The organism is Halorussus sp. MSC15.2 (genome assembly GCF_010747475.1).
Lineage (GTDB): Archaea > Halobacteriota > Halobacteria > Halobacteriales > Haladaptataceae > Halorussus.
In genome coordinates, this window is record NZ_VSLZ01000001.1 from 244,604 (window position 1) to 257,926 (window position 13,323).

Sequence of the window (13,323 nt, forward strand, 5' to 3'; positions counted from 1 at the left end):
CTATTCGCCAGTCACGTGACTACTCCACCAGTCGCTCGATTTCGGTCACGAGAATCCCGCTCGCGCCGACCGACTTCAACTCGTTGATGGTCTCGAACACGTCGCGCTCGTCCACGACGGCGTGGACCGCGACCATCGCGTCGTCCTCGCTCGCGGCGTCACCGTCCGCTCCGTCCTCGCGCTCGCTCTCGACGTTCATCACCGTCGGGCCGCCGAGACCCGGAATCACGTCCCGAACCTCCTCCAGTCGCGCCTCGGGCGCGTTCATCATCAGGTAGCGCTTCCCGTCGGCCGAGAGGACCGACTGGAGCGCCATCACGACCTGCTGGACCTTCTCGTCGTCCGCGACGTCGTCGCGGGCGAACAGGTGGACCGAACTCGACAGCACCTCGTCCACGATGGCGAGGCGGTTGACCTTCAGCGTGGTTCCGGTGCTGGTGATGTCGATGATGGCGTCGGCCATCTCGACGTGGGGCGTGAGTTCCGTCGCGCCGCTGACCTCCACCACGTCTACGTCCACGTCTCGCTCCTCGAAGTACTGTCTCGCGATGTTGGGGAACTCGGTGGCCACGGTCTTGCCCGCCACGTCGGCGACGCTCCGGATGTCGCCGTCCTCGGGGGCCGCGAGGACGAGTCGGCACTGGCCGAACCCGAGGTCCAGCAGCGACTCGATGTTGCCGGTGTCGGCCTCTCGCGCTTGGTCGAGTCCGGTGATACCCGCGTCCGCCGCGCCGTCGCTGACGTACTCCGGGATGTCGGCGGCGCGAGCGAACAATAGCGTGACCTCGGGGTCCACCGTGTCGGCGTACAGTTTCCGGTCGGCACCGTCCACGGCGTGAAGGCCGGCGCTTTCGAGTAGTTCCATCGCCGGGTCGTGGAGTCGGCCCTTGTTCGGGACGGCGATTCTCATGTATCGGTCCGCCTGTTCGCGTTCGCGGCGGAACTACCTTTCGTCCTCCCGCAAGGTTCGCCGTTACTCGCCGTCGTCGGTCGGACCTCGACAGTGTAGGACGTTACTCTGTGACACACCACCGAAACGATTCTGACGGGTGAGGCGGTAGCCGGAGCATGGACGAGATTCCGGAGGCGCGCGAGATTCCGGACGCGACGCTCCGAGAGATACTTCGGTCGGCCGAACCGACTCTGGAACTCGAAGAAGCAGTCCCGACCGAGCGCGGATTCTGTTCGGTCTACCGACTCGCGGTGTCCGACGACGAGACCACCCGCGAGCTGTACCTCAAGGCCTCGCCGGACGAGCGAACGTGGGGTATTCCGACCGAGGCCCGACTGCAGGCGGTCCTCAGCGCCCGCACGTCGATTCCCGTTCCGGAGGTGTTGGCCGCCACCGACGACCACGAGGAGCGCCCGACGCCGTACTACCTCATGCGCGCACTCCCCGGCGAGGAGGTGGCCTACGAGCGCGTAGCCCGACTCGGAGACGATGCGCTCCGGCGACTCGCCCGAGAGACCGGCACGTACTTGGCGCAACTCCACTCGGTGCCAGCGGTCGAACGCTTCGGACACGTCCGGCACGACGGCCCGTCCCTGACTGACGAACCGCCAGAGGGCGACCCGGCGGACCTGACCGTCGGCGACCCCGCCGAGGAGTGGCCGACGTCCCTGCGCGACTACGCCACCCGCGAACTCGACCGCCACGCCGACTCCCGGTTCGCGGACCTGACGCCCGAACTGGAACGCTGGGTCGAGGCGGGCATCGACGAGTTGGACGGCCCGTTCGACCCCGTCTTGGGCCGCAACGACCACGGCCTCCACAACCTCCGCCTCGACCCGCAGACTGGCGAGATTACGGCGATGCTCGACTGGGGGTACACGCTCGCCGTTCCGGCCGCCTTCGACTTCGAGTTCGCCGTCTACCTCTACGGCGGGGCCTTCCTCGCGGGTCTCCCCGACGCGTCGGACCGCCGTGACCTCGTCCGCGAGGCGATGCTGTCGGGGTACCGGGCGACGGACCCGGACCACGCCGAGGCGGTCTCGACCCCCGAACCGCTCTACGAGGTACTGGCAATGGTCCGAATCATGAACGACTTCCGTCATCTGGACCTGCCCGACGGCACCGAACCCGCCGTGATGGAGCGAATCGAGACCGACGCGCGGGACCTCATCGACCGCTGACGGCCCGTCAGGCCGGTTCCCGAATCACTAACCGTCTACCGGGCCAACACGACGACCATGACCTACGCCTTCGAGTGCCTGTCGTGCGGCGCGACCACCGACCCCGACGACCGGCCCGCGGGATGCCCCGAGTGCGGCGGCCGCCTCGAAGTCGCTCACGAGGACTTGCCCGACACGCTTCCCGACTCCGACCGGACGGACCTCTGGCGGTACGCCGACTGGCTCCCGACCGAGGGACTCGGACTCGCCGCCGCAGGCGACCCTGCGCCCTCGACGGAGGCACCCCCGTCCTCGATGGGCGAAGGCTGGACCCCGCTCTCAGACGCACCTCTCGCCGCCGAGGCGGCGGCCGCCGACTTCGACGCGGCGGGTCCGGAACTCTACCTGAAGAACGAGACGACCAACCCGACGTGGTCGTGGAAGGACCGCCTCGCGTCGGTCGTCGTCCCGCACGCGGTCGCCGATGGCGCCTCCCGAATCGCCGCCGCCTCGACGGGCAACCACGCGAGCGCGGTGGCGGCCTACGCCTCGCGGGCCGGGGTCGAGCGGACGCTCGCGTTCCTCTCGCCGTCCAGCGAACCGCCCCACCACCGCCAGATTCGGGCCTACGGTGCCGAGTCGATTCGGCTCTCGGACTACGGCGAGCGCAAGCGACTCCTCGGCGAACTGGCCGACAGCGGGTGGTTCGTCGCCTACAATCTCGCCGGGCGCTACACCGGCCAGCCCTACGTCTACGAGGGCTACAAGACCATCGCCTACGAACTGGTCGAGCAGTTAGGCGAAGTCCCCGACGCGGTGGTCGTCCCGGTCGGCGCGGGCGACGGCTTCTACGGTATCTGGAAGGGGTTCCGGGAACTCGCGGCCCGCGGCGTCGTCGCCGACACGCCCCGGATGGTCAGCGCCGAGAGCGCGGAACGCCACCCCCTCGCGGCCGCCTACGAGACCGACGCCGAGTCGGTCGGGCGCGACGACGGACCCGAACCCCTCAGTACGTCCACCATGGGCACCACCTCGGGCGACCACGCGCTGGCGGCGGTTCGCGCCTCCGCCGGTGCGGCCTACGCGGCCGACCGCGAGGCGGTCGAGGGGGCCATCCGAGCGGTGGGTCGCGACGGCGTCTTCCTCGAACCCGCCTCCGCGCTCGCGCCCGCCGTGGTCTCGCAAGCCTTCGCGGACGGCGTGGTCGGCACGGACGACACGGTGGTCGCGGTCGGAACCGGCGCGGGGGTCGCGTGGCCCGAGAAGACCGCGAGCGCGGTCGGGGAGTCTCCGACGGTCGAACCGTCGCTGGACGCGATAGCCGACGCCGTCCCCTTCCCGCTCGATTGACGGTCGCCGCGATTCGGCCGAGTAGAAACGAATTTGTCTCTGGGTTGAACAGTCGGGGATATGGCGCTCTCCGCCCTCACTGCTCCGATTCTCGCGGTCGCGGTCGTCGCGCTCGTCTCGTTCGCGTCGATTCGGCTCTACGCGTGGCGCGCGGCGAAGGACCCGCCCAAGACCGCCATGCGCCGAATCAGAACGGCGCTCGCGGTCGGACTGTCGCTGACCGGACTGGTCGCGCTGTTCGCGCTCGTCCTCGCGGACGCACTCGACCTGACCGAGTCCGCGCTCGGCGCGCTGAGTCCCGCGCTGGCCGACTCCGCGGTCGGGGCCGTGCTGACGTGGGTTCCGACGTTTCTCGGCGTCACGGTCGCGGTCGTCGCGGGCTACCTCGGCGCGTACCCGTACGTCCGCGAGATTCGCGGCTTGGACGTGTCGGCCGCGAGCGCCGCCGGGAGCGTGGCGAAACTCCTCGGCGCCGCGTTCGCGCTGCTCGTCGTCGTCGTGGGGACGCTGAACCTGCTCCCCGCCGGGGCGCTCGATACGGCACTCCCGGTCGTGGGCGTTCTCGCCGCGCTCGGGGTCGTCCTCTCCGCCCTGCAACCGCGCATCCTCGGACTGCTAAACGACGTCCGCGAACCGACCGACGAGGAGCGCGACCGAATCGTGGGACTCTGCGAGACCGCGGGCGTCTCGCCCCATCGCGTGGGCGTTCTCCGACTCGACGCGAACAGCGTGGCCACCGTCGTCTTCGCGGGCCTTCCCGGCCGCCGCCACCTGCTCGTCACCGAGGACCTGCTCGCCGACCTCGACGACGACGCGGCCGCGGCCGTGCTGGCCAGCAAGGCCGGCCGAGCGAAGTACTACTATCGAGAGACCAAGTTCGGGGTCGTGATGGCGGTCTCCGCTCTGATAATCGCAGTACTGACGGGCGAACTCCAGCGCGCGACGCACCTCGGGTCCGGTCCGCTCGCCCTCGCAATCCTCGTCCTCGCCGTCGCGCTCCCGTGGTTCGGCAGGCGTCTCGTCTTCGCGGCCGACGACTACGCGGTCGAGCGCGTCGGGGCCGAGACGTACGTCGAGACCCTCGAAACCCTCGCCGACGAGTATCAGGTCTCCTACGAGTCGGGGCGACTCCGCACCCTCGTCCTGATGCGGCCCTCGCTCGGCCGGCGACTCGACCGACTCTGGGGTCGAACCGACGAGTGAGTCGCGGCGTCGGCGACCGAACCCGATGGATTGACACGCCGTGCCCGAGAACGCTCCTCCATGACGAGACTGCGAATCGCGGGCGGGCGGGTCCTCCGTCCCGACGCGACCGTCGAGCGCGCCGACGTACTGGTCGATTCCGAGTCCGGCGACATCGTCGCGGTCGGCGACCCCGAGGACGTGCCCGAGGGCGACGAGACGTTAGACGCCGAGGACGGACTGGTAATGCCGGGACTGGTCAACGCCCACACCCACGTCGCCATGACGCTCCTGCGGGGGTACGCCGACGACAAGGAACTCGACGCGTGGCTTCGGGAGGACATCTGGCCGGTCGAGGGCGAACTGACTCCCGAGGACGTGCGGGCCGGAACCGAACTCGGCCTGCTGGAGATGATTCGGTCCGGAACCACCGCGTTCGCGGACATGTACTTCCACGAGGAGGAGGTCGTGGATGCCGTCGAGGATGCCGGTCTGCGCGCCCGCCTCGGCTACGGCGTCGTCACCCTCGGCAAGGACGAGGACGGCGCGCGCGAGGACTGCGAACAGAGCCTCGCCACCGCCCGGGAGTTCGACGGCGCTGCCGACGGCCGGGTCAAGACGGCGTTCATGCCCCATAGCTTGACGACCGTCGGCGAAGAGTACCTCCGGGAGTACGTCCCAGAGGCCCGCGAAGAGGACATTCCACTCCACTACCACGCCAACGAGACCACCGACGAGGTCGAACCCATCGTCGAGGAGGAGGGCCAGCGTCCCCTCGAATACGCCCGCGACCTCGACATGACCGACGAGTCGGACTTCGTGGCCCACGGCGTCCACCTCGACGCGGCCGAAATCGACCTGCTCGCGGAGACCGGGGCGAGCGTCGTCCACTGCCCGGCGTCGAACATGAAACTCGCAAGCGGGATGGCCCCGGTGCAGGACCTCCTCGACGCGGGCGTGACGGTCGGTCTCGGCACCGACGGCGCGGCGTCGAACAACGACCTCGACGTGTTCGACGAGATGCGGGACGCCGCCATGGTCGGCAAACTCGCGGCGAACGACGCCAGTGCCGTCCCCGCCGAGAGCGTCGTCCAGATGGCGACGGAAGGGAGCGCGTCCGCGCTCGGCTTCGACAGCGGTCGCATCGAGGCGGGCGCGAACGCCGACATCGCCGTCGTGGACCTCGACGCCGCGCACCTGACTCCCCGACACGACCTCGTGAGCCACCTCGTCTACGCGGCCCGCGGGTCCGACGTGCGCCACACCGTCTGCGACGGCGCGGTGCTGATGCGCGACGGCGAGGTGCTGACCCTAGACGCCGAGGCGGTCCGCCAGCGCGCCGAAGAGCGCGCCGCGGCCGCCGTCGAACGTGCGGAGTGACGCCGTAGCCCGATTCCGACCGGTCGCGTTCCGGTGACCCTCTCTCCGAGTCCCGCTCGATAGTGTCTCCGGTTAGACAGTCCGGTTTCGCCCTCCGATTCGGGCGTCGAAACGCGAGGTTGAAGATTTCAGTTGAACGGTTAAAGCAGCTTTTGAACCGTCTAACGAGATATGGGTCTTTAATTCTGGTAAATTGAACCACGAAAACCAAATGGACGGCAGACGGGGTTTAATCTCTCATTTCCTCTATCACCGAGTGGAATGACCTCGAAAAAACGAACCCTGTCGGTCGTCCTCGCGGGAGTCCTGCTCCTGTCGGGCGTGGCGACCGCGGGTATGGGAAGTGCAGCGGCCGAAGTGACAGCGAACGATTCGCTCTCGGTCACGGTAGACCAGGCCGACGACTATAGCGCGACCGTCACGGTGACGCACAACGGTTCGGCAGTCACGAACGCCTCCGTGAACGTCAGCGTCACTGACGACAACGTCACGTACGCGGGCGCTGGCGAGTACGTGACCGACGAGAACGGGACCGTCGAACTGTCGGCACCCGCAGAGAACGTGACCGTCGAGGTCGCCGCGGAGAAGAACGGCGCGACCGGCGCGACCTCCGCGACGCTGGTCGCCGACGCCACCGAGGAACCGCTCGAAGGTTCGCTCGGCGTCAGCGTCTCGGAGACTGACGACGGCGCGACGGTGTCTGTGACGCACAACGGTTCGGCAGTCGAAGGCGCGTCCGTGACCGTCGGCGTTACCGACGATAACACTACGTACGCGGGCGCTGGCGACTACACCACCGACGCGAGCGGTACCGTCTCGCTCCCGGCACCGTCGGAGAACGTGACCGTGGAGGTCACCGCGACGAAGGACAACGCGACCGGAACGACAACGGCCACGCTCACCGCGAGCGAGGGCGAGCAGTCCTTCGGTAACCTCGTGTCGTCGTTCGTCCACGAGATGCTGAACGCGGGCGACGACGGCGGTCCCATCGGACAGGCCGTCTCGGAGTTCGTGACCGAGAACAACCCGGGCAACGCCTCCGAGAAGAAACCCGACGACGCGGGCAAGCCCGACCACGCCGGTCCGTCTGACAACACCACCGCGGAGAACGAGACTGACGAAGGCAGTTCGCAGGGTCCGCCCGAGAACGCCGGTAACGACGAGGACGGCGACGACCAGAAAGGCAACGGTAGCGGCGATGCCGGAAACGATGGTGGTAGTAACGGCAACGGTAACGGGAAGGCCAAAGGCAACGGTCGATAAGTAGTTCCGTTCTGCCGAAGTCGCCCCTTCGGTTCCCGATTCTGGCTGACTATCCGTTCTTTCTTTGGCACGTCGCTCGGCGAGCAGACGCTCACAGGTTCGTCTACAGGCAGGTCGTCCGCGTGCCCCAGCAACAGCGCCGCGGCCGTCTCCTCGATGCGATGCGCCGAGGAACGACCGACTGTCTCCGACCAGTGGCGTCAGCCTTCGGTAGCGTTTTGGGCGCGGTTCCCCTTTGCTCGGGTATGGCAGACTATCCATCCATTAGCGAGCAGGTGGACGACCTCGAATCTGCTCGCACCGACGGCCATCGCAAGATGGACTGGGCGCGAGAGCACATGCCGATTCTGACCGCGATGCAGGCCGACTTCGAGGCGAACCAGCCCTTCGAGGGCCACCGAATCGGGATGGCGATGCACGTCGAAGCCAAGACCGCCGTGCTGGTCGAGACCCTCGCCGAAGGCGGCGCGGACGTCGCTATCACCGGCTGTAACCCCCTCTCGACCCACGACGACGTGAGCGCCGCGCTCGACGAACACCCCAACATCACCTCCTACGCGAAGCGCGAGGTGGACGACGAGGAGTACTACGAGGCCATCGAGGCGGTCATCTCCCACGAACCGACCATCACCGTGGACGACGGGATGGACCTCGTCGCGGCCATCCACGAGGACTACCCCGAACTCATCGACTCCATCGTCGGCGGGTGCGAGGAGACAACCACGGGCGTCCACCGCCTGCGCGCGATGGACGCCGACGGCGAACTCAAGTACCCCGTCTTCGCCGTGAACGACACGCCGATGAAGCGCCTGTTCGACAACGTCCACGGCACGGGCGAGTCCTCGCTGGCGAACATCGCCATGACCACGAACCTCTCGTGGGCGGGCAAGAACGTCGTCGTCGCGGGCTACGGCGACTGCGGCCGCGGCGTCGCCAAGAAGGCGTCCGGACAGAACGCCAACGTCATCGTGACCGAGGTCGAACCCCGGCGCGCGCTCGAAGCCCACATGGAGGGCTACGACGTGATGCCGATGGCCGAGGCCGCCGAAATCGGCGACGTGTTCCTCACCACCACGGGCAACCGCGACGTGATTACGCGAGACCACTTCGAGAAGATGGACGACGGCGTCCTGCTGGCCAACGCGGGCCACTTCGACGTGGAGGTCAACCTCGACGACCTCTCGGACCTCGCCGTGAACCAGCGCGAGGCCCGCGACGGCGTCCGCGAGTACGAGATGGACGACGGTCGCCGCCTCAACGTCCTCGCGGAGGGTCGCCTCGTCAACCTCGCCAGTCCCATCGCGCTGGGCCACCCGGTCGAGGTCATGGACCAGAGCTTCGGCGTGCAGGCCGCGTCGGTCCGCGAACTGGTCGAGAACGGCGACCAGTACGACGCCGGTGTCCACGAAGTCCCCGACGAACTGGACCGGGAGATTGCGGAAATCAAACTGGACGCCGAGGGCGTCGAGTACGACGACCTGACGCCCGAGCAAGAGGAGTACATGGGTAGCTGGCAGCACGGGACGTAGCGCCTCGGAGCGGGGTCGCCCCGGTTGCTAAAATCGGTCACTTTCCGCGAGGTCACCGCCGGTCGTCGTTTGCAATCCGGTAGCAAGGTCGAAGGTCGCTCGGACCGAACCGTCCGCCATGAGCGTCATCGCCGAATACGAGATTGAGTCTCCCATCTTCCGCGACGCGCTGTCGGCGGTGTCGGACGTGACTCTCTACGTCGAGGACGTATACGTCTCGCCGGACGGGTCGAGTCAGTACCTGTTCTGGACGGACGTGGACTCCGTCGAGGCGTTCGAGACGGCGCTGACCGCCGACCCGACGATAGCCGAGGTGGAGGCGCTCACCGAACAGGGAAGCCGGTGTCTGTACCGGGTGACTCTCTCGGAAACCGGTGAGGAGGCGGCGACGTTCGAGACGGCCAGACGACTCGACTTCGCGGTGTTCGACGTGCGAGTGACCGACGACGGGTTCTCCCTGCGGTCGCGGGTACCGAGTCGGGAGGCGTTGGTCACCTACCGCGACGAGTGTAGCGAACGGGGCGTCGACTTCCGACTGAAGAACCTCTACAGCGAATCGGACCTCGCCGGCGACGGGGGCGTGGACGGCCGCTACGGTCTCACCGACGCCCAGCGGACCGCGCTCCAGAAGTCACTGGAGATGGGGTACTTCGCCGTTCCTCGCGAGACGACTCTGGAAGAGGTCGCGGACGAACTGGGGATATCTGTGCAGGCCCTGTCGACCCGACTCCGGCGGGGTCAAGAGAACCTCCTGCGCAACACCATCGAACGCTGACCACTGATAAAGCATTGAGTGGCTAAAGACGCGGAGATTCAACCCTACGTCACCAACGTTTCGTTGATTATTGATGGCGAAAGTGGACCAGACGTCCGGTTCGGCCGACCCGACAGTGTACAGGAGCCAGATACCACAGACCGAGTCCGTCAGCAGCGCAGTCGTCGACGCCGTCGCCACCGCGTCCGGGCGAAGCGTCGTGCGAGACGCCGCCGCTGACGACCCGCTCGACCCGCTGTACGAAACCCTCGACCCTGAGGCCCTCGACTCGCTTCTCACTCCGTCAGCGGGTGAAAGCGGCGGAATCGAGTCCGTCACGTTCGAGTACTGTGGTTTCCGGGTCACGGTCACGGGTGCTCGTCGCCTGACCGTCACAGAGCACTGACGGGGCGGGTCTGGACACCGTGACCGCATCGGCAGTCTCGGAGACGTCCTCCGACGCCGGCGTCCCTGTCGTGGCAACCCGCCTGTTCGGCGTATCCGCCAATTCACGGCCCCGAAAAAGCGGTGAACTCCCGTAGCGGACGCCGTCTGGGGTCTCTACGGACGCAGGACAAACTCTTTCCGCCGACCTGTCTAATCCCGGAACATGTCTCTCCACCACGCCGCCGACCCGAGCGATGAGGCGAAACCCTACGTCGAAGCGCTCGCGGATGTCTGCGACCACTACGACGTGGACGTCGAATCTCAGTACGCCACGCTTTCCGACCCCGCCAGTAAAGTCCACTACCTGACCGCGGGCGAGGGGCCGCCCCTGCTCCTCCTCCACGGACTCAGCACTAACGGGGCCACGTGGGTTCCGATGTTCGACGCCCTGACGGACCACTTCACCGTCTACGCACCCGACCGACCGGGTCGCGGTCTCTCGACCGCGGTGGACTACCGCGAGACCGGTTTCCGGCAATTCGGCGTCGAGTACCTCGCCGACCTGCTCGACGCGCTCGGAATCGAGGAGACGGCGGTGGTGGGCAACTCGCTCGGCGGGTTCCAGTCGCTCGCGCTGGCCGTAGATTACCCCGAGCGCGTGCGCCGCCTCTGTCTCGTCGGCGCGCCCGCCGGACTCTCGCGGTCGATTCCGCCCCTGTTCCGAGTCCTCGACCTTCCCTTGGTCGGTGACTGGCTGTTCGACTTCATCGAGGCGGAGTCGGTCGCGGACGCTCGGGACGCCTACCGTCGGATAAACGTCGAGGACGATTCCGCGCTCCCCGACGCCTACTTCGAACCCGGACTCGTCGCCGAGGACCTGCCGGGCCAGCGCGAGAGTCTGCGCTCGCTGATGGAGACCCTCGGGACGATGCGGGGGATGCGACCCCAGTTCGACCTGCGCGAAGCGGTCTCGGGAATCGAGACGCCGACGCGGTTCGTCTGGGGGACCGAGGACTACTTCTGGTCGCCGTCGGTCGGTCGCCCGGTTGCCAGCACGATGGCGAACGCCGACTTCGTGACGCTGAACGACCACGGCCACATGCCGTGGCTCGAACCGGACGACGACGCGACCGAAGCGGTGGTCGAGTTCCTCTCCGAGGCGTAGTATCGAAGAGCCGACGACGGGGATTTGAAGGCGTCTCCTGTTCTCACCCCGGACGTGGACCGACAGAACGTCGCAAGCGGAACCGAGTGGGAATCGGCGGTCGGCTACTCTCGGGCGGTTCGCGTCGGGCGGGTCGTCGAGGTGTCCGGAACCACTGCGACCGACGACGACGGGAATATCGTCGGCGAGACAGACCCCTACGCCCAGACGAAGCAGGCACTCTCGAACGTCGAGATGGCGCTGGAAGCGGCCGGAGCGAGCGTCGAAGACGTGGTGAGAACCCGGCTGTTCGTCACCGACATCGACGATTGGGAGGCTATCGGCCGAGCGCACGGTGAGGTGTTCGGCGACGTTCGCCCCGCCACCAGTATGGTACAGGTCGAGCGCCTCATCGACCCCGAGATGGTGGTCGAAGTCGAGGCTGTCGCCCGTCTCGCCGAAGAGTGACCGTCCTCGACGCCACCCGTTTCAGTTCCGCCGCGCTTGCGGGGGACTTAACACGGGGAAGAGACGACTTCCGGATATGACCGACGTACGGGGTCTACCGGAACCGGACTCGTGGGGTGGCCGCGATGTCGAACGCTAAGGGCGACCGCCGCGAGCGCGAACTCGTCAACCGACTCGACGAGGCCGGGTTCGCGGTCATGCGCGCGCCCGCCAGCGGGAGCGCCACCGAACGCGAACTCCCGGACGTGCTCGCGGGCGACGGCGACGTCTTCTACGCCGTCGAAGCCAAGTCGAGTTCGGGCGACCCCATCTATCTCACCGGCGAGGAGGTCGAAGCCCTCGTCTACTTCAGCCAGAACTTCGGCGCGAAACCCAAAATCGGCGTGCGGTTCGACCGCGAGGACTGGTACTTCTTCCACCCGGCGGACGTCTACCAGACAGACGGCGGCAACTACCGCGTGAAGAAGGAGACCGCCCTCGAAGACGGCGACCCGATGGACGCGCTCAGAGCGACCGACGCGGACGACGAAGACGACGACGGTCACGACATCAGGGACGTGCTACACGCAGTGGAACAGGGCGTGCTGTCGCCCGACGAAGCGGCGTCGATGCTCGAATAAAGCTCTCCCGTCTCCTTCCTTCACTCCCTCCTTTCCCTTCGGCCTCTCGACCTGTCTACGACTCGTCCTTTCGACTCTCCCTTCGACTCGTTTCCTACTCCGACTTCTGTCCGTAGCGAGAAAACATATGGAAAAATATATTTGTTGTTGTGACTATTTTGACGATGTCGGTGACAGTGACTCGCGACTGACCGAATCGGTGTCCCGGTTCGTAGCGTCGCGTCGCTCGCGGGCTACGTCACCGGCGCACAGCGACCGGACTACGCGGTCTGACATTCGGCGATTCCGAGCGCCTCGACTCACCGGCGGCGGGCCGCGACGGGACAGGACCGACGGAGGGCCGGACCCGCCGCTCTTTACCATCAAAATACGGGGTCGGTCACTCGTCCGTCTCGAAGTCTGCGAGTTCCGACTGGTCGTCGTCCGTGACTTCCCCTCGGCGGGCGAGTCGGCCTCGCGGGAACGAGTACCGACGCAGGTGGTGGGGTTTCATGTCGTCGGAGCCGAGTCCCGCTGGTACCGGGTACATCGCCTCGACCACCACGTCGTCTGTGCGGTACGCCTCGTTGTTGTGGTAGTCCGCGACCGTGCAGTCGCGGTCGGTAATCCTGACTTGGTCGGCCCGGCGGGCGGTCGTCCGGACCACGACGAGCAGGTCGCCCGTCTCGCGGTCCACCACGGTCTCGCCGGGTTCGAGTTCGCACTCCTCGCAGAAGTGCGGTCCGTCGCTGGTCTCGTCCACGAAGGTCTCATCGCCGCAACTGGCGCACGTCACGGCCTTCTGGCCGGGCGGTGCGACGAGACCCTCGTTGACCTCCATGGCGACTCGCCGGAGGTGCTTGCACCGGACGCCCCGGAAGTTGTGGTCCGGGCAGGTACACCGTCCGCCGGGCAGGTCCACGGAGTACGTGTTCCCGCTCTGGCTCTCGACTTCGTAGACGCCGCCGCCGAGCGGCGTGACTGCCATCCGCTCCATGCGAGCGCGCTGTGACCGGATGTCGGTCACGCGGCTCGCCGGAGGGAGCGATGCGCGCGTTCGTTCGGAAGCTGTTGTGTTTGCCATAGGCTTCCCCTGTGTGTTGCGGTGACCGGCAGTCTACGGTATCGGCGTCTCCACCCCCAATCGTCGTGCCT

The 13,323-nt window shown here is 67.2% G+C and carries 13 protein-coding genes; 11 read left to right on the top strand and 2 right to left on the bottom strand.

Features of this window, described 5'->3' with window-relative positions; translation table 11 throughout:
- Positions 1–19: 19 nt before the first annotated feature.
- Complete coding sequence (gene hisG / locus FXF75_RS01295; RefSeq protein WP_163519762.1) at positions 20–910, bottom strand: ATP phosphoribosyltransferase; 891 nt, start codon at positions 908–910, stop codon at positions 20–22.
- A gap of 158 nt (positions 911–1,068) precedes the next feature.
- Here hisG and FXF75_RS01300 point away from each other — a divergent pair, with 158 nt between their 5' ends.
- The 11 genes from FXF75_RS01300 (at position 1,069) to hjc (ending at position 12,189) form a co-directional block, all read left to right on the top strand.
- Positions 1,069–2,133: a phosphotransferase family protein gene (locus FXF75_RS01300; protein WP_163519763.1), complete on the top strand. Its 1,065-nt coding sequence runs from the start codon at positions 1,069–1,071 to the stop codon at positions 2,131–2,133.
- Positions 2,134–2,190: 57 nt separating this feature from the next.
- A complete protein-coding gene (locus tag FXF75_RS01305) occupies positions 2,191–3,462 on the top strand; it encodes a pyridoxal-phosphate dependent enzyme (protein WP_163519764.1) in 1,272 nt (423 codons plus the stop codon).
- A gap of 60 nt (positions 3,463–3,522) precedes the next feature.
- Positions 3,523–4,665, top strand: coding sequence for a hypothetical protein (locus tag FXF75_RS01310; protein WP_163519765.1), 1,143 nt, complete (start codon positions 3,523–3,525; stop codon positions 4,663–4,665).
- Between the two features lie 60 nt (positions 4,666–4,725).
- On the top strand, positions 4,726–6,024 hold the full coding sequence (locus FXF75_RS01315; protein WP_163519766.1) for an amidohydrolase: 1,299 nt from the start codon (positions 4,726–4,728) through the stop codon (positions 6,022–6,024).
- A gap of 261 nt (positions 6,025–6,285) precedes the next feature.
- Positions 6,286–7,287, top strand: a complete 1,002-nt coding sequence (locus tag FXF75_RS01320) for a collagen-like protein (protein WP_163519767.1) — start codon at positions 6,286–6,288, stop codon at positions 7,285–7,287.
- Positions 7,288–7,532: 245 nt separating this feature from the next.
- The gene (locus tag FXF75_RS01325) at positions 7,533–8,816 is read left to right on the top strand and encodes an adenosylhomocysteinase (RefSeq protein ID WP_163519768.1); all 1,284 of its coding nucleotides are present in this window, start codon (positions 7,533–7,535) and stop codon (positions 8,814–8,816) included.
- A 118-nt stretch (positions 8,817–8,934) separates the two neighbouring features.
- The gene (locus FXF75_RS01330; RefSeq protein WP_163519769.1) at positions 8,935–9,591 is read left to right on the top strand and encodes a helix-turn-helix domain-containing protein; all 657 of its coding nucleotides are present in this window, start codon (positions 8,935–8,937) and stop codon (positions 9,589–9,591) included.
- Positions 9,592–9,664: 73 nt separating this feature from the next.
- Complete coding sequence (locus FXF75_RS01335; RefSeq protein WP_163519770.1) at positions 9,665–9,976, top strand: HalOD1 output domain-containing protein; 312 nt, start codon at positions 9,665–9,667, stop codon at positions 9,974–9,976.
- Between the two features lie 204 nt (positions 9,977–10,180).
- A complete protein-coding gene (locus tag FXF75_RS01340; protein WP_163519771.1) occupies positions 10,181–11,122 on the top strand; it encodes an alpha/beta fold hydrolase in 942 nt (313 codons plus the stop codon).
- Positions 11,123–11,176: 54 nt separating this feature from the next.
- Entirely contained in the window at positions 11,177–11,569 is a 393-nt protein-coding gene (locus tag FXF75_RS01345; RefSeq protein WP_163521043.1) for a RidA family protein, read from the top strand.
- 125 nt (positions 11,570–11,694) lie between these two features.
- A complete protein-coding gene (gene hjc / locus FXF75_RS01350; RefSeq protein WP_163519772.1) occupies positions 11,695–12,189 on the top strand; it encodes a Holliday junction resolvase Hjc in 495 nt (164 codons plus the stop codon).
- A gap of 379 nt (positions 12,190–12,568) precedes the next feature.
- On the opposite strand, the gene FXF75_RS01355 is transcribed toward hjc, so the two are convergent.
- Positions 12,569–13,195, bottom strand: coding sequence for an SWIM zinc finger family protein (locus FXF75_RS01355; RefSeq protein WP_309221734.1), 627 nt, complete (start codon positions 13,193–13,195; stop codon positions 12,569–12,571).
- Positions 13,196–13,323: the final 128 nt, after the last annotated feature.